Raw genomic sequence first — 17,459 nt, forward strand, 5'->3', positions numbered from 1 at the left:
GAAATCATTCAGAGCACTCCCACAACATGCTGTAATAATTGATACAAAATAGAGACTTAAAATCCCTCAACCTTCGGGTTATGTCGGTTCGATTCCGACCCTGGGCACCAAGGAAATACAAGGCCCCGCTGCGAACGTTGGTTTTCGCGGCGGGGCTTTTGGTCGCAGTCCCTGTTATATGCCCCCGGTCTGCAACCTTTGCCCACAAACGTCCTTACCTGCCGGGACTCTTCCGCCCACTCTATCCATGGGGGCGGCCCAACCAACGGCGTTGGTGCCCCCCAGGGTCAACAGTTCGGCACGCTGACCGCAAGACCTCCCAAGGCCGTCTCCTTGTATTTGCAGTTCATGTCCTGGCCAGTGGCCATCATGGCTGCAATGGCCTGGTCCAGGCCGACTTTGTGTTGCCCCGGCAATTCGTCCGTTGCGATGACAAAGGCCGTGAAGGCCTTGACCACGCTCATGGCGTTGCGCTCGATGCACGGGATCTGGACATATCCGGCGACAGGATCGCAGGTCATCCCCAAATGGTGTTCCAGGGCTGTCTCAGCCGCATTCTCGGTGACATGCACCCCGTAGCCTGTGGCGTGCGCCAGCATGGCTGCCGCCATGGCCGAGGCTACCCCTATCTCGGCCTGACAGCCGCCCTCGGCGCCGGCAATGGTGGCGTTGTGCTTGGCCAGAAAGCCTACAGCCGCCGCGGCAAGAAGCCCCTCTCGGATGGATTGCTCGGAAAGAGCCAAACGGGTGCGCATGATCCTGGCCATGGCCGGAATGATCCCGGCTGAACCGCAGGTCGGGGCGGTTACGATGATGTGCCCGGCGGCGTTCTCCTCCGAAGCGGCAAAGGCAAAGGCGCATAGCTGGCTGATGATGGTCTCCTGCGGATACCGTCTGCCTTGGGATCTCTTCAAAATTTGCTTGGCCTTGCGTGCCAGTCCAATGGAGCCGGGCAAAACGCCTTCTACTGAAAGCCCCGCGCTCACGGCCGTGTCCATGACCTGCAGAATGGTATCGAGCCCAGCGACTATTTCCGTCTCGGCGGCTCCGGTCACGGCCATCTCATTTTCCAGGATGAGCCGGTGCAGGCTTAGGTCGCTTTCTGCGAGCTGCTTTTTGAGCTCTTCCATAGTTCCATATGGATAGGCAGGTGCCCCGCGCGGTTTCTCCGGCTTGCCCTTGATCTGAATGAAGCCGCCACCAACCGAGGCGTACTCGCGCTCAAAGAGCGGGGCTTCTTTGGCGTCCGGGCCTGTCAGCCGGATGATCATGGTGTTGTTGAACGGGAAATTGTGCTCGATGGCGTCGAAGACGACATTGTTCGCGTTGATCATCAGGCTATGCGCGCCCAGGTCCATGGGACGTTGGGCGAGGGGCTCAGCGGCCAGTTCATCGAGGAATTCCGGGAGACAAGACTCTGGCGCATGCCCCAGCAGGCCTGCCAGGACAGCCCTATCTGTGCCGTGCCCCTTTCCCGTAGCTGAGAGGCTTCCGAAGAGATGGACCATAAGCCCAGAAGCCTTGGAAAGCGTTTCGACCGGAAGCATCCTGACGGTTTTGATAAAGTCGTAACCAGCCTTCATTGGCCCGATGGTGTGTGAACTGGACGGGCCTGGGCCGATTTTGAAGAGATCGAAAACGCTTAACTGGATGTCGGACATGGGCAACTCCATACGGCACATTGGAAACGTGTCGGGCAAACGTGTGCCGGGCAGCCTACTTCCAATACTCCGTTTCAGGAGAAATCTTCAGCAGACCGAACTCCTGCCCGGCCTCAAGGCAAAAGAATACCCCAAACAGGAGCAGCATGACGATGCCGAGGCCTTTTTCCAGCGGCGTCCTTGCTTTGCGCAGGGCGATGATGCTGGGCAGGATTCCGAACAGGGTAACGATGCCAAAGCCCCCAGCGAAATCGATCGCCTTCAGGAACACGTCCGGGTACACAAGCGCGATCACAAGCGGCGGAACAAAGGCCAGAACCCTGCTCAAAACGGGATTGACCTTGCCCAGATGCTGATTGGTCAGGTCATCCATGAAGCCGATCAAGCCCATGCCGTTGGACAGATATGCCGTGGTGATGGCCGCTATGGCAAAGCAACTGGCCAACACCAGGAATAACGGGGAGTGCATTGCCTCGGCCAGAGGAATGGTCGCAGGCAGATTCTTCTCAAAGGCGTTCACCAGTCCGATCGAACTGGTGTCGAGAGGCAGCACGCCGATGCCCACAAACAGCCATGTGGCGTTCATCAGAAAGCCCATGGCCATTCCCACAAGCATGGTGCGGCTAATGACCTTCTGGTCCCACCGCAGGCTCGTGCAGATTGCCGGGATGATGTTGTGGAAATGAAAGGCGGTCACAAGAATAGGGATGCCGTAGACAAACAGCGGCCAGTTCATGTGGCTCAGGTTCGCCGCCTGGATGTGGGTGCCAGACATGCCCGCGATGACTACGAACACCACGCACTTCGCCATGACCAGCACTGCCACGTACTTCATGATATTCTCGATGCTGGCCAGCGATATGAGCGAAGTGATCACAAAGAAGCCCAGGATTAGCCACACGGTCGGTATGGCCAAATTCAAAAGACTGTTGATGATTGCTGTAATGCCGGTGAGATAGGCGGTTAAAAGGCCGTACAGGATGATCAGGTTGGCCACAACAGCGATCCATTTGCCAATGCTCCCAAGATGTTCCTGATAGAGGCTGGGATAGTTGAAGGCGTCCTCATGCTTTTGCACAGCTTCTCTGCTGAGGATGATGGCAGAGTAGTACATAGCTCCACTCGTCAGGAACAGGCCGAACATGGACGGAATGAAACCTGCCAGCCCGGTATTGATCGGCAACGCCAAAATACCCGCGCCGATAAGGTTGCCGACAATCAAGAAGCCGATGCTGATCATCTGCACCCAGGACGTTTTTTGGGTCATGCGCCGCTCCGTTTTGGTCTTGAAGAGGATGATCTCAGGGACGGCATTCGCGGGTGCATGCCCTACTGCCCGGCAAAGACCTTCGCAGTGAGAGTATTGTAACAACACTCCTCGATTGGCGCTTATCGACGCTTCGGGCCGGGGCTGGGCCGAGACCTTTAGCGTTGTGAGAGGCAAGCGCTTTTTGCCATGTCCCAGCCTCCAACAGTCAGGAGCGCTGGCACATTAACTGAATTTGGCATGGAAGGGCAGGCCAAGCCTGTTTGCGCAACAACGCAGGGGCTTTCAGTCTTCCCAATTCATGCCTGGAGCCTAACACGCGGGCCAAATTCGGTCAAACTTAATGACATCTTTATGGGGTGATGCCGCCTCAACACTCCAGATCACCATGTGTGGTCAAAAAGCATATAATGTTATCAAGGCTGTTGGATTCGGCATGAAGTTAGCTGTTGAGCAACCCTCTAGTCTCTTTGGCGAAGGCGATCCAAACGCATTTCCAGGGCAAGTCTTGCTCTGCCCGCTAGGTCGGGCTGAGTGAAAGGCGTTGGCTTACGTGCATGTCTCGGCTGGCTGCCTCCCGCCAGTCATTTTGAGTACCCTTGATAAGCACAGCCCCACACCCTTTAAAAGCAGGATTTGTATCCCTTATAGCGTAGAAGGCTATGACTCAACTCTGACTCGCCTCTGATACTACAACGCGATCAGGGCACGCGCACCAGCCGCAGGCCGGTGCTGGCGGCCTTGCAGCGGTCGGACATGTAGCAGCGGAACGAGCAGCGCGCGCAGGACACGCCGCCGCCCCAGTACCCACCCCGCGCGACCCGTCCCCAGCCAGCGGTGTGCAGGGGGTTGTTGCGGGCGTGATGCGCGTAGGCGGTCTTCTCGAACATGTCCTCGGTCCACTGGAACACGTTGCCGCTCATGTCATACAGACCCAGGCCGTTGGGAGCCTTCATGCCCACCGGGTGCGGCCCGCCTCCGCTGTTCTCCGCATACCAGCCCAGGGGGTCCAGCTTGTTGCCGCCCGCGAACATCTCGGCCTTGCCGCCACTGCGGCAGGCGTATTCCCATTCGGCCTCGGTGGGCAGGCGGAATCGCGCATCGCCCTTGGACTGGACGTTCAGCCGGGCCACAAACGCCTTGGATTCCTGCCAGGTCACGGAGTCCACGGGGTAGTCGTCGCCCTTGGGAGTCTTTGACGGGTTGGCGCCCATGACCTGGGTCCACTGCTTCTGCGTGACGGGGAACTTGCCCAGCCAGAAACCGTCCAGGCAGACCTCGTGCACCGGCTTCTCCTCGGACTCCCGGTCGCTGAAGGTGTCGCCCATCTGGTAGCAGCCCTTTTGCACCCACACGAACTCCATGCCGGTGACAGGGTCCTTCCACTCCCTGCCCGGGATGTCGGCCAAAGCGGGGCTGCACAGGGCCAGAAACGCCACGACAAACATGGAAACTGCGATCGGCTTCATGTGAACGCCCTCCTGTTGATGTGTTGCCTGACCACGTTGCTGCAAGCACGCCTGCCGTTAGACCCTCACGCCCGCAGCCAGGACGGCGGTCATGCCGCCCTCCACGCTGACGACATCGCGGAAGCCCGCATGGGCCAACGTGACGAAAGCCTCGTAGGAACGCGCGCCGGTGTTGCAAATGAGCACGACGCCAGTGTCGCGGGGCACTTCGTCCAGCCGCCCACGCAGCTCGCCTTGCGGGATGTTGTGCCAGTGCTCCGGGTGCGCCTTGAGCAGGTCCTCAGCATTTGCGCGCTCCCGACAATCCAGAACGTATGGGCCATGCCCGTTGCGCGCGCCCCAGCGGACCGCGAACTCGTCCACCTGGATGCCCTTGTTTCGACCCTCAAGGATATTCTCCGCCGCGTTGCCCAGCACGTTCAGGATGTCCAGGGCGGCTGCGAAAGGCGGCGAGTAGGCCATCTCCAGACCTCCCAGGTCCTCCACCGTGGGAGCCGAGGGCAAGAGCGACGCCAGCACGTCCACACGCCCCACCAGGGCGTCTCCGCCCACGCCCAGGCCCTGCATGCCGAGCACCCGGCCGGTGCCGAATTCAAATACCAGGTCCAGGCTCATGATCCCCTTGTCCGGGTGGAAGTGGGCACGATCCAGCTGACTTACGTGCACGCTCTGGGCGTCGAAGCCCGCTGCGCGGGCCGCAGTGAGGGTCAGCCCCGTGCCCGCTGCGGAGATGTCGAACAGCTTGACGCACCAGGAGCCGACAGCGCCGGAGAAGCGGGCCGCGCCACCCGCCAGATTGGTGCCGATGACCCGGCCCTGGCGATTGGCCAGGGAGCCCAGCGGCAGGTAGGCCGGACTGCCGGTGATAAGGTGCTTGAGCTCCACGCAGTCTCCCCCGGCGAAGATGTTCGGGTCGCTGGTGCGCAGGTGCTCGTCCACCTGGATGCCGCCGCGTTCGGAGACGGCGAGCCCGGCTGCTCTCGCCAGCCCGGAGTTGGGGCGCACGCCCACGGCCACGATGACCAGATCGGCCTCCAGCACGGCGTCGTCCGTGACCACACGGGCCACCCGGCCACCGGCGCCTGCTTCAAAGGCGCGCACCTGTTCGCCCAGGCGAAAGGCCACGCCCTTGTCCTCCATATGCCGTTGCGCCATGCGCGCCAGATTGCCGCTGATGACGCCGGGCAGTATCTGGTCGCGAAATTCGATGACTGTGGTCTCCACGCCCCACATGTCGGCCAGGGCCACGGTCATTTCCAGGCCGATGAAGCCCGCGCCCACCACCACTGCGCGCGAAACGCCGCCGCCGGAGACCAACGCGCGGATGTGTTGGGCGGCCTCCAGTCCGTTCACGGTGTGGATGCCCCCAAGCGTTGAGCCCGGCACGGACAGCGCGCTTGGCGTGCTGCCTGTCGCCAGCACCAGCTTGTCGTAGGCCAGCACCTCCTCGCGACCCGTGGGCAGGTGGCGTACGGTCACGGTCCTGGCCTCGCGGTCTATGCCGACGGCCTCGGTCTCGGTGCGCACGTCCACGTCCTTGGTGTCGCGGAAGAAGGCCTCGTCGCGCAGCATGTGGAAAGCCGTGGTCTGGAGCTCGGAGGCGTCGCTGACATCTCCGGACACGAAGTAGGGGATGCCGCAGCCGCCGTAGGAGATGAGCTTGCCGCGGTCGATCATGGTGACGCGGCTGTCCGGCTCCAGGCGCTTGAAACGGGCTGCGGCCTTGGGGCCGAGGGCCACTGCTCCGATGATGACGACATGCTGTGGCATCGCGGATTATCCTCTTGCTTCGGCGGCAACCGCAGATTCAGGTTGGGCGGCGAGAAAGGCCGGTGCCTGCGGGCCGACAAGCAACACCGCGCAACGAGCCCCGTCCAACACCCTGCCGGGGATCAAGGAGTCCTGTCCGTAGCGGTCCGCAGCCAGCACGATCAGGTCGGCCTGGCTCTCCCGGGCGTCCTTCAGGATCTCCACCGAGGGGTCGCCCTCGCGCGCGGCCACGTCCATGTGGCTGACCAGCGGCAGGCTGCGGGCCAGGAAGGCCAGGCGGTCCCGCGACCGATCAAGTTCACGTTCGAGTCCATGTCCAGGCTGGTTCGAGGGCTGCGGGAGGGCGTGGAAGGCCCTGAGCGAAGCCCTTTCGCAAGCAGCCAGACGCGCTGCCACGCCAAGCACGGCTTCGGCGCTGAAGGAAAGGTCCGTGGCGGCAAGCACCCGCTGGAACGGGACAGAGGGCATGGGCGCGTTGGAGGGCACCACCAGCACCGGGCATGGCGCCGCGGCGGCGATGACCAGGGCGGCCTTGGTCGCCGATCCAGTGAGCTCGCGCCGGCAGCGCTCGACCTCGTCCAGCCCGCCCAGCACCAGAAGGTCCGGCCCCAGCAGGCGCGCGGTCTTGAGCACCTCCACATGCACAAAGCCTGCGGCCAGCATCACGTCCGAGGTGAGTCCGACGGGCATGGCCACGCGGCACAAGGCCTCGACCTCGGCGCGGCGTGCGGCCAGGTCGGCCTCTCCGGGCAGGCGCAGCACGCAGCCGCCTTCCTGGCTCAACGGACCGCTGACGTGTTGCACGGCAAAACCCGCGCCGTGCCGGGCGGCCAGCGAAGCCGCCAGACGCATCGCCACAACGCCCACTGTCGTATCGGCCAAGGCCAGAAGCACAAGCGTGAACATCGGCACCTCCATTCGTTGCGCGTGATGGCTACATGGCGTCGCCGGGTTTGCCCGGCTGCGCATCCTTGGGCTGCGTGCTTGAGGCTTGGCCCCGGCCCTGCCTGTTGCGGTTGCGCTGGCCTCCCTGGCCTGAGCCCTTGCCCGCGCCCTGGCCGCAAGGGCCTTGCCCGCGCCCCGATCCTTGCCCCTTGCCCTGGCCCCTAGGGCCGGTTCCGTCCTGATTCGGCATGAGAGTTGCCTCCTTCGCCGCGAGTGCGGCTCTCACCAAGTCAAAGCATCTTGCGTGCCGGGAGAAATTGTCCAGCATATCCAGAGGAGTTGACTTCCCAGGCAGTTGGCGTACATGGAAAGGAGGGCGCAAAATACGCCCACGATAATAAGACGGGCGCGTTTTGTGCCCTGTTGGCGCATGACCAGGGGGCGGGCATGAGCTTTCTGCGCGACATTTCCTGTGAACACATCATGGATAGCCTGGCCGACGGCGTCTTCACCGTTGACCTGGACTGGAACATCACCTTCTTCAACCGCTCCGCCAGCTCCATCACCGGGGTGCCGCGCGTGGAGGCTCTGGGTCGCAAGTGCTGGGAGGTGTTCCGCTCCAGCATCTGCGACGGGGCTTGCGCGCTCAAGGCCGCGCTTGAGGCGGGCGAGAGCCGCAGCAACCGTTCGCTTTTCTTCCTCAAGCCGGACGGCTCAAAGGTGCCCATCAGCATCAGCGCCGCGCCCCTGCGCGACCGGCGCGACAAAACCGTGGGCGGCGTGGAGACCTTCCGCGACCTCTCGGCCTTGCGGCTCATGCAGAAGAAGCTCGACGGCCTGTATCGTGTCGAGGACATCCTGAGCAAAAGCCCAGCGTTTCAACGCACTTTGGGCATCCTGCCGCAGATCGCGGCCAGCGGGTCCGCCGTGCTCATCACGGGCGAAAGCGGCACCGGCAAGGAGCTGGTGGCCCGGGCCATCCACAACCTGAGTCCGCGCAGCGGCAAGCCTTTCGTGGCCGTGAACTGCGGGGCGCTGCCGGAGAACCTGCTGGAGAGCGAGTTGTTCGGCCATAAGGCCGGTGCCTTCACCGACGCCAAGAAGGACAAGCCGGGCCGCTTCCAGACCGCCAACGGCGGCACGCTGTTCCTCGATGAGATCGGCGACATGCCGCTTTCGTTGCAGGTGAAGATCCTGCGCGCCGTGCAGGAGCGGATCATCGAACCACTGGGCGCGGTGGCCGGAGTGCCCGTGGACGTGCGGATCATCGCCGCCACCAACCGCGAACTGGAAGAGATGGTGGCCCGGCAGAGTTTCCGTAGCGACCTCTATTACCGGCTCAACGTTGTACGGCTGAAGCTGCCCTCCCTGCGTGAGCGGCCCGAGGACATTCCGCTGTTGGCCAAGCATTTCGTGGCCCGGCAGAACGCGCAGCACGGCAAGGACATTCAGGGCTGCTCGCGCGAGGTGCTGCAACGGCTCATGCGCCACAGCTTTCCCGGCAACGTTCGCGAGCTTGAGAACATCATCGAATACGCTTTCATCCTCTGCCCCGGCGGGTTGATCCAGCCGGAACACCTGCCTGAGAACCTGGCCCCGCGGACGGACGGCACGCAGGCCGCGCCCCTCTTCGGCACTCTGGACGAGATCAAGTGCCGGGCCGCTGCGGAGGCCCTGTCCCGCAACGACGGACGCGTCATGGCGGCCTGCCGCGATCTTGGCGTTTCCAAGGATACCCTGCGCCGCATCCTGAACAAGGGCGGAGCTGGATCGCGCGACTAACCACTCCCCTGTGACCGGGCGCAAAACGCGCCCATCCGCTCTCGGTGCATGCGCTGCACCAACGCAACACGCTGATATAATTGTACGTCAAGTCATGGCACGCTTCCTGCGAATTGCGGCGCAGGGGGCGTGCTGTTGCGTGTCCCTTGGCAACCGTCGGAGGACTGTACCCATGCTCGTCTGTGTTGCCTGCTTTGGCGACCGCGTGGCGGCCCTATTGGAAACCGCCACCGAACTGCGCTTCTACTCGCAGTCGTCGCTTGAGCCGGTTCGTGGCCAAGGCTACGCCGCCCTGCCCGTCGCAGTCCAATGCGGGTCTGTCGCGTTGCCCGCTCCGGTGCAGCGGCTGGGCATGACCGGGCTCATCGGCTTGCTGGAGGCCTCCGGGGCGGCGGTGCTCTTATGCGGCGGGCTGACCTGCTGCGCGCTGGAGGCCCTGCGAAATTCCGGGGTGCATGTGGTGCCGTGGATCGGCGGTACCCCTGGCAAGGTGGCCCATGCATGGTGGACGGACAACATCATCGCCATGAAGATGCCCGGCTGTGTAGGCTGTGGGCAGGCCCGACGTTGGCGCAAGCGCGGCGGGCGTCATAACCTGAAGGAGAAGAATACTATGAATGCAGGCGTCATCGCGGTTACCAGCGAGGGACCGGGCCTTGAGAACATGGTGGACCCGCGTTTTGGCCGGGCCGCAGGGTTCGTGGTGGTGGACCTGGCCAGCATGGCCGTCAGCTACGTCGACAACGGGGGCTCCCAGGTCATGGCCCAGGGCGCGGGCATCCAGGCGGCGGAGAACGTCGCCCGCGCTGGCGCCGGCGTGGTTCTGAGCGGCTTTGTCGGACCGAAGGCTTTTCTGGCGCTCCAGTCCGGGGGCATCCGGGTCGTTCAGAACGTGGAGGGCATGACCGTGGGCCAGGCCGTGGACAAATTCCGGCAGGGCCTGCTCAAAGCTGCCAAGGCTCCCAACGCGCCTGCGGGCGGACACAAGAGCAAGGGGCAGGCGTGATCTACGCCATCGCCAGCGGCAAGGGCGGTACGGGTAAGACCACCGTGACGGCCTCCCTGGCCGCGCTGTGGGACCGGCCTGTCACCGCAGTCGATCTCGACGTGGAGGAGCCGAACCTGCACCTGTTCCTGAACCCGGAGCTGACGGGCGAGGTTCAGGCGCTCATGGAAGTTCCGGTTGTGGACCCCGCGCGCTGCCTCCTTTGTGGCCAGTGCGCGGCCTTTTGCCAGTTCAAGGCGCTCTCGGTCATGGGCAAGACATTGCTCATCTTTCCGGAGATGTGCCACGGCTGCGGCGGTTGCCTCCTCCTGTGCCCGGAAAAGGCCCTCAACCCTGGCGGGCGCGAACTTGGGCAGATCGTCTCCGGCAGTTTCCGAGCGGGACGTGCAGAAACCTCGCCGTTTCTCATGGGACGCCTGCGCGTGGGCGAGGCCATGAGCCCGCCGCTCATGCGCCAAGTCAAGGCCCGGCTGCCCGAGTTCGGCGCGGCCGACATCCTCATCGACTCCCCGCCGGGGGTGAGCTGCCCGGCGGTGAACGCGGTCATGGACGCCGATTGTATCGTGCTCGTCACGGAGCCCACGCCCTTCGGCCTGCACGATTTCAGGCTTGCGGTGGAGGCATTCCGGCCCCTGGGGAAACCTCTCGGGGCAGTGATCAACCGGGCGGGCATGGGGGATGGATGCGTGCAGGACTTCTGCCGCGCCGAGGCCATCCCGGTCTGGGCGGAAATTCCCTTCAGCCGCGCCGCAGCCGAGGCCTATTCGCATGGCGAAGTGGTGGCCCGCGCCGTGCCGCAGGTGCGCGATACGATCCTGGCGCTCATGGAACGCATGCAGGCCGCTGCCGCAGCCGATTCCCGCGAGGCATGTCATGCATGAGGTCGTCGTCATCAGCGGCAAGGGCGGCACCGGAAAGACCAGCATAACCGCCGCGTTCGCGCATCTCGCCAGCATGCGGGGCGGGGCCATGCTCTGCGACCTGGACGTGGACGCCCCGGACCTGCACCTGCTGCTCGGTCCTGATCGTCAGGAGGAGCACGACTTCCACTCCGGTTTCGAGGCCGTCATCGACCGGGAAAAATGCGTGGCCTGCGGAACCTGCGTCGATCTTTGCCGCTTCGGCGCCGTGCGCAAGCCCTCCGGAGAGGACTTTGCGGGCTACTGCATCGATCCCCTGCGCTGCGAGGGCTGCAAGGTTTGCGCGCAGTTCTGCCCGGCGGAAGCCATAGACTTCAAGGAGAAGCACTGCGGGGAATGGTACGCCTCCGGCACGCGCTTCGGCCCCATGATCCACGCCCAGCTCTATCCCGGCCAGGAGAACTCCGGGCGGCTGGTGGCCCTGCTCAAAAAGGAGGCGCGCAACCGGGCCGAGAGACTCGGCCTGTCGCTCATGCTTTGCGACGGCGCGCCGGGCATCGGTTGTCCGGTCATCAGCTCGCTTTCCGGGGCAAGCCAGGCTGTCATCGTCACCGAGCCCACGCCCTCCGGCCTGCACGACCTCTTGCGCGTGGCAGAGTTGTGCGGCCACTTCCGCATCCCCGCCGGCGTCGTCATCAACAAGTTCGACCTGAACCTCCAAAACAGCATGGACATTGAAAACTTCTGCCGCGAGCGGGAACTCGCCGTGCTGGGGCTTCTGCCCCACGACGAGGTTGTGGTGCGGGCCATGGTCCAGGCCAAGTGCGTCACCGAACTGCCTGCCACTCCATTTTCCGAAGCCCTGCGCACCATATGGGGCCAGATCGTCGACTTTGAGCCCAGGGCCGCTGCGCGGCCTGCGCTCTTCCAACCAACACCCAACATTTAGGAGACAGAGAATGGAAAGCCTCATCATCGCCATCCCTTCCGAGAATCCCGGCGGCCTTGACGCGGCCTTGGGCCAGCACTTTGGCCACTGCGACATATACACCATCGTGGAGGCCAGAGACGGCAAGATCCTGGACGTGCGCACCCTGCCCAACGTGCCGCACCAGCAGGGCGGCTGCATGGCGCCGGTGAACCATCTGGCGGGCAACGGCGTCAAGGTGCTCATCGCCGGAGGCATGGGCATGCGCCCGCTCATGGGTTTCCAGCAGGTGGGCGTGCAGGTTTATCATGGCTCGAACGCGCCCAGCGTTGGTCATGCGGTGCGGGCCTTCCTCATGGGCTCGCTACCGGCCTTCAGCACCGAGTTCACCTGTGGCGGCGGGCATTAGCCCCAGTCGGTACGGAGGGCTCGATGCACATTCTCATCGTCACTCGGCGCGCACTTGAGCTTGCACCTTTTGCCGATGCCCTGGCGCAGGACACCGGCTTGGCGCTGCGCTTCACCGACGGCTGGGTCAACGCCCAGGCCACGCTGAAGACGCTGCCCCCGGCCTTCATGGTCCTGGACGAAGGACTTCGGGGCGGTCCACCGCTCAAGCTGGTCAAGGAGCTCATCCAGGTCAATGCCATGGTCAACATCGTCGTGGTTAGCGACCAGACCCCTGAGGCCTTTCACGATGCCAGCGAAGGCCTGGGCATCCTGGCCCAGGTGCCCGTGCAGCCGACGGTGGAAGACGGCGCGGCCCTGGCGGAGTTGTTCAGGCGGTTCATGTAGTTTCTGATCCAACAGCCCGGCCAGATCCCACACTTACGTTTGGTGTACTCAGCGGAGCAGGGTTAGTATGGCAGATCCGCTCAAGATTCCATGAGGGCGGGTTGGGCAGGAATTGAGACATGGATGAACTGGACCGAAGACTTGCTCCAATTTTGCTCCACCGCGAGTGCAAACGAGTGATCATTCGTGAATGCGCATGCGTACGCAACCACCAGAAATCATTCAAGGCATTCCCACAAAATGCTGTAATAATTAGCACAAAATAGAGACCCAAATATCCTCGACCTTCGGGTTATGTCGGTTCGATTCCGACCCTGGGCACCAAGCAAACACAAGGCCCCGCTACGAACGTGGATGTTCGCGGCGGGGCTTTTTCGTTCTGATGTGTATTGTGCAATCCCTGAACAGCCTTTGCCCATGACAGGCCATGAGGCAACGAGAGTGCGCATCATTTCCGCCTCGTTACTCCCAGGAGGGACGCATCGAAATGCAATCGAGTATACCGGCGGGGAAGGAGACGACGTCGAATGACACGTTCCTCCCCACACGCAAAAAGCGGGCGGAAGCATGTGCCTCCGCCCGCGCTGTGAGTGGCTATAGGACTAGACCTTCACCAGCTTGACCTGGCTCTGGTAGAACACGGCGCTGCCGCCCACGGGGTCAACCAGGCCTGTGTTCTTCAGCACCGGGTCCACGCGCATGGCCGCGTTGGCGTGCACACCGCCCGCGCGGCGCTTGTCGCCGGGGATGGTGACGCCGTCGATGGTCTGCGCCCCGGAGCCGTTGGCCCAGTGGCCGAAGCCCAGGGCAAAGGCGATGTGGCCGGGCCGGATGCCCTCCATGACCTTGACCTTGCCCACCATGGGCTTCTTCGAGTTCGGCCCAAGATTCCAGACCCCGTCTGGGTTGCTGGGCGAGGTGACCCTCACCAGGTCGCCGGTCTTGAGGCCCAGGCGCTGGGCGTCCATGGTGTTGATCTCGATGGCGTTCTCCGGCAGCGGTCCCAGGGTCCAATAATTGCCGCTGGTGCGGCTCTTGGTCTGGGTCACGGCCTTGTAAGTCAGCAGGGTCAGGTCATAGCCCTGCTTCTCGTCGTCAAGAGGCTTGCCGGTGCAGTCAAACGGCCCGGGCACGTAGTCCGCGTAATGCAGGTACGGCTTGCCGGTCATGGAGTTCTTGGTCTTGAGCTGGTTTTCCAGGTAGATGCCCAGCAGCTTGCCGTACTTGTTGGCCAGCAGGCCGTCCTTGTAGGCCTTCTCGAAGTCCTGGAAGCGGCCGCCCCGGCCCAGCACCGTGACCACGTGGGGCCACAGCTCCTCGCCCACCACTGCCTTCCAGCGCGCCAGGTCGAAAACCGTGGCGGGCAGGTGGCGGCGGCTTTTGGCAAAGAGTTCCAGTTCCTCCTTGGAGGCCGCAGGCACCTTGTCCGCGCCCTCCTCCTTCTCACCGTAGGCAACGTTGGCCACCATGCGCAGGTACAGGTCCTCCTCGCGCTTCAGGTGAAGGCCTGGGCCGAAGGCGTTCTCGCCAAAGCCCGGCAGTTTCATTTTCTCGGCCAGACCCAGGAACATGCTCTCCATGCTGATGGGCATTTTCTCGCCAAAGACCGTGACAATCTCGGGCAGCGGCTCCACCACGGGTTGGCGGATGGGGAAGACCTTGAACGGCACCGAGGGGTGCGAACCGGAGAACTCCCAGCGCTCCAGGTAGGTCAGGTCCGGGAAGATGTAGTCCGAGTACATGCTTGTTTCGCCAACGGTGATATCCGAGGTGATGAACAGCGGCAGCTTCTTGGTGTCCGAGAGGATGCTGATGAGCTCATGCCCTGCGGGCAGCGAGTAAACCGGGGTGCCCATGTACAGCATGAGCGCCTTGACCGGGTAGGGGTAGGCATCGCCGATGCTGGGGATGACCTCTTGGTAGACGTCGGAGCAGAAGGGATACCAGACGCGCTTGGCGGGGAACTTGTCGAACAGGGTCGTCTTGTCAAAGGCATTGCCGCCCCGGATGATGTTGATGCCGTATGACTTGGTCGCCTTGACCTTGCCCACCTCAAACGGCTGGCCCGGTTTCTTGCCCGAGGCATCGTAGGTGGTGGCCTTGCACAGGCCGCCCATGTGGTCGTGGTTGCCGATGAGAATATTCACCATGAACCAGGCCAGAACGTTGTAGAAGCCTGAGGTGTGTTGCGATACGCCCCGGTGGATGTCGGCCACGGCCTTCTTGCCATGGCTGGTGAACTCGCGCGCCAGGTCCGCAATGTCCGAAGCGTTGAGTCCAGCGATCTCGGCCCACTGGTCCATGGTCTTGACCAAGGCTACTTCCTTGTAGACCTGGAGCACGGTCTTGACCTTCATCCCGTTGACCTCGGTGTCCACCAGCAGGTCGCCCACGGCGGCGGCATCCTCATGATTGGGATCGAAGGCCAGGGGCTTGCCATCGGAGAGGACCACGAAGGAATCATACTCGTATTCCTTGTCCTCCTTGTTCTTTCGGACCTCCTTCTTCATCCCCAGGTCCGACCCGCGCAGGTATGCGCCGGGCTTGCCGTCCTCGCCCACCTTCACCAGCCAGGCGGCCTGGGTCCAGGTTGGTTCGCCCGCGGCCTTGGCAGCGGCCTTGTTGGCGCAAGACAGGTAGCGGGCGTCGAAGCGGTTGTGCTCGATGATCCACTGGATCATGGCCATGGCCACGGCACCCACTCCGCTCGACTTCACCGGCAACCATTTCCAGGCACGCGAGGCGGTCTTGGAGCAGCGGGGGTCGATGACTGCGAAGCGGAAACTGCCATCGGCAATGCCGTCCGTCATCTTGGGGATGCGCCAGGGCGGGCCGTAGTTGGCCTCGTAGGGGTTGGCCCCCACGAAGATGGCGAACTCGGAGTTGGCTAGGTCGGCCTGCCAGTAGAACTTGCTGCCGGCCGTCCACTTGCCGTCCTGGTACTGGTCGCTCATGGCCTTGCAGGTGAAGTACAGCGACCCCTGGCACACGGTGGTGTGCCCGTGGCGGTTGTTGGTGCCGAGCGCTCCGCAGAAGCGCTGCACGAAGTCGCTGCGTCCGCCCTTGAGCCGTCCCCAGTTGAACACGAACTGGTTGTTCTTCGGCCCCAGGTCCGGGTGGTCGGGGTCAATGAGGTACTTGAGGTTGTCCGCGTGCTTGGCCTTGAACTCGTCCAGGGTCATTTTGCCCTTGACCACCGCGTCGGTGTCCTCTGCCAGGGCCTTGGAGACGTCCACGTCCTTGAGCACGCAGATATCCTTGAGACCTTCCACCTTGCCCTCGCCGAACAGGTCGCCGCCGTCCACGATCTCGGCAACGGCCTGCTCGAAGGGGATGGACTTCCACTTGCCCTCGCCACGCTTGCCCGCGCGCTTGAGCACCTTGACGATGCGGTAGGGATCGTACTGAGTCTGGATGCCTGCCTGGCCCTTGGGGCACAGCGCTCCCTCAACAGTTGCGGCCTGGGCCAACGGGGTCTTGTAGGGCAGCTGCGGGGCCATGGTCCAGGGGCTGAAGGGGTTGCCGTCGATCTTGGCGGCCTTGCCATCCACGATCTTGACCTTGATGCCGCAGTTGGTGTTGCACTGCTGGCACACGGAGTAGACTTGGTTTTCCGGGTCCGCGTGGGTGTAAGCCCCGCCCTCGGCGGCCAGGGCGTCTCCGCTGAAGGCCTGGTGCAGGGCCAGGGCGCCGGAGGCGGCCAGCCCCCCCGCCAGGGCCGTGCACTTGATGAACTCGCGACGGTCCATTTCATGGGAGTGAGGGCCGGCGTCGTTGAATTTGGTGCGCTTAGGCATGGAATTCACCTCCGTTGAGCGGTCCGACCACGGGCAGGAAGCGAGTCCCCAGGACAAAGGCCAGCAGGCCGGTGGACACAACCCAGAGGCTCACCAGCCATTCATTGAGGTTGGGAACGTAGTCCGCAGACAGCCGGAAGTGGACGTAGGACGCCTCAAGCCCTTCCAGTCTCGTCACGGCCAGGTCGGCAACGACAAAGTTGAAGCGGAAGGCGACAAAGGTCACCACGATGAGGGCGCAGGCCCAGATCACGGCTTTTGGGCTGGAAGCGCCGCCCCGCAGCAGGACCAGGGGGAGCAGGCTGCCAATGCACAGATGCACGACCCCGAAGAGAAGACCACCCCCGGAGGTGATGATGCGCTCCAGGGCAAAGGCCGCATCGGGCCGGTTAGAAGTCGATGCGATGAATAGCTGGGTTAGTTCCAGAAGCAGAAACGCCAGCAGCAGATAATATACTGCCCTGCCGAGGCCAAGGCCGACCTCGCGGCCTTCGGCGTCGTCGCCGCGCAAGGTCAACATGAGGAAGGCAATGAGCGCCCCGCCAGAGAGCAGGGCCGCCACCACAAACATAACAGGGGTCAAGGCGCTGTTCCACAAAGGTCGCCCCGGCACCACGGCGAAGAATGCGCCGTTGACCCAATAGAAGAGCAAGCCCACGGGCAGGCTCACCCAGGAGAGTTTACGCACAAGGCGTTGGTCCGCCACGCGGATTGACTCGTCGTATGCAGTCTGGCCAAAAGCGAGGAATCGATAGAGGCCCCGGTAGCAGCATGTCCTGTCAGCGGCCAAGGCCACGACGGCACCACGTATGAGGACGCAGGTTTTCGTCAGGTAGAGGCCCAGCATGGCGATGAAAAGAACCATCATCCAGAACATGAGCGAGGAGAAGTTGGGGGACAGGAAGAACTGGTAGAAGGCGCGGTGCATGGTTCCCAAGTCGAGGAGGATGAACTGGACCTCGCAGAGCAGGGCCACCAGCACAGTGAAAGCCGCCAGGGGTGCTGCCGCCTCAAATTTTTTGAGGCCGAAGACATAGGCCAGAATGGTCACCAAAAAAGCACCCGCCGAGAGACCCAGGAAAAACAGGTAAAAGGCCACCCACAGGCCCCAGGGGATGACCGAGCCAAAGGCAACAGGATTGAGACCGTGCAGGAGACGGTCCACAAGGCCCCAGCCTCCCACCACCAGACCCGCCACAGCCAGCACTATGAGCTTATTGGATTTATTGTCCATTGCTT

The 17,459-nt window shown here is 63.0% G+C and carries 14 protein-coding genes; 6 read left to right on the forward strand and 8 right to left on the reverse strand.

The genetic code is table 11. The features are described from left to right. Positions 1-287: 287 nt before the first annotated feature. The 6 genes from RDU24_RS06310 to RDU24_RS06335 all read right to left on the reverse strand — a co-directional run bounded on the left by RDU24_RS06310 (position 288) and on the right by RDU24_RS06335 (position 7,302). On the reverse strand, positions 288-1,661 hold the full coding sequence (locus RDU24_RS06310) for an L-serine ammonia-lyase (protein WP_308734900.1): 1,374 nt from the start codon (positions 1,659-1,661) through the stop codon (positions 288-290). A 55-nt stretch (positions 1,662-1,716) separates the two neighbouring features. After that, positions 1,717-2,928, reverse strand: a complete 1,212-nt coding sequence (locus tag RDU24_RS06315; protein WP_308734901.1) for an aromatic amino acid transport family protein — start codon at positions 2,926-2,928, stop codon at positions 1,717-1,719. Positions 2,929-3,629: 701 nt separating this feature from the next. Beyond that, complete coding sequence (locus RDU24_RS06320; protein WP_308734902.1) at positions 3,630-4,397, reverse strand: formylglycine-generating enzyme family protein; 768 nt, start codon at positions 4,395-4,397, stop codon at positions 3,630-3,632. Between the two features lie 57 nt (positions 4,398-4,454). Further along, positions 4,455-6,167, reverse strand: a complete 1,713-nt coding sequence (locus tag RDU24_RS06325) for an FAD-dependent oxidoreductase (protein ID WP_308734903.1) — start codon at positions 6,165-6,167, stop codon at positions 4,455-4,457. Between the two features lie 6 nt (positions 6,168-6,173). Next, positions 6,174-7,073, reverse strand: a complete 900-nt coding sequence (locus RDU24_RS06330) for a universal stress protein (RefSeq protein ID WP_308734904.1) — start codon at positions 7,071-7,073, stop codon at positions 6,174-6,176. A 28-nt stretch (positions 7,074-7,101) separates the two neighbouring features. After that, entirely contained in the window at positions 7,102-7,302 is a 201-nt protein-coding gene (locus RDU24_RS06335) for a hypothetical protein (protein ID WP_308734905.1), read from the reverse strand. Positions 7,303-7,499: 197 nt separating this feature from the next. On the opposite strand from RDU24_RS06335, the gene RDU24_RS06340 reads away from it, so the two are divergent. The 6 genes from RDU24_RS06340 (at position 7,500) to RDU24_RS06365 (ending at position 12,423) form a co-directional block, all read left to right on the forward strand. Then, positions 7,500-8,834, forward strand: coding sequence for a sigma-54 interaction domain-containing protein (locus tag RDU24_RS06340; protein ID WP_308734906.1), 1,335 nt, complete (start codon positions 7,500-7,502; stop codon positions 8,832-8,834). 172 nt (positions 8,835-9,006) lie between these two features. Then, positions 9,007-9,840, forward strand: a complete 834-nt coding sequence (locus tag RDU24_RS06345; protein ID WP_308734907.1) for a NifB/NifX family molybdenum-iron cluster-binding protein — start codon at positions 9,007-9,009, stop codon at positions 9,838-9,840. Next, a complete protein-coding gene (locus RDU24_RS06350) occupies positions 9,837-10,721 on the forward strand; it encodes an ATP-binding protein (protein WP_308734908.1) in 885 nt (294 codons plus the stop codon). The genes RDU24_RS06345 and RDU24_RS06350 overlap by 4 nt, the downstream gene beginning before the upstream one ends. Continuing rightward, positions 10,714-11,649: an ATP-binding protein gene (locus RDU24_RS06355; RefSeq protein ID WP_308734909.1), complete on the forward strand. Its 936-nt coding sequence runs from the start codon at positions 10,714-10,716 to the stop codon at positions 11,647-11,649. Before RDU24_RS06350 ends, RDU24_RS06355 begins: the two co-directional genes overlap by 8 nt. 10 nt (positions 11,650-11,659) lie before the next feature. Then, complete coding sequence (locus RDU24_RS06360) at positions 11,660-12,037, forward strand: NifB/NifX family molybdenum-iron cluster-binding protein (RefSeq protein ID WP_308734910.1); 378 nt, start codon at positions 11,660-11,662, stop codon at positions 12,035-12,037. Between the two features lie 23 nt (positions 12,038-12,060). Continuing rightward, positions 12,061-12,423: a hypothetical protein gene (locus RDU24_RS06365; protein WP_308734911.1), complete on the forward strand. Its 363-nt coding sequence runs from the start codon at positions 12,061-12,063 to the stop codon at positions 12,421-12,423. Positions 12,424-13,025: 602 nt separating this feature from the next. On the opposite strand, the gene RDU24_RS06370 is transcribed toward RDU24_RS06365, so the two are convergent. Next, positions 13,026-16,220: a molybdopterin-dependent oxidoreductase gene (locus tag RDU24_RS06370; protein ID WP_308734912.1), complete on the reverse strand. Its 3,195-nt coding sequence runs from the start codon at positions 16,218-16,220 to the stop codon at positions 13,026-13,028. Then, complete coding sequence (gene nrfD / locus RDU24_RS06375; protein ID WP_308734913.1) at positions 16,213-17,454, reverse strand: NrfD/PsrC family molybdoenzyme membrane anchor subunit; 1,242 nt, start codon at positions 17,452-17,454, stop codon at positions 16,213-16,215. Before nrfD ends, RDU24_RS06370 begins: the two co-directional genes overlap by 8 nt. Positions 17,455-17,459 lie beyond the last annotated feature (5 nt).

The sequence above is a fragment of the Humidesulfovibrio sp. genome (assembly GCF_031082295.1).
Taxonomy (GTDB): domain Bacteria; phylum Desulfobacterota; class Desulfovibrionia; order Desulfovibrionales; family Desulfovibrionaceae; genus Humidesulfovibrio.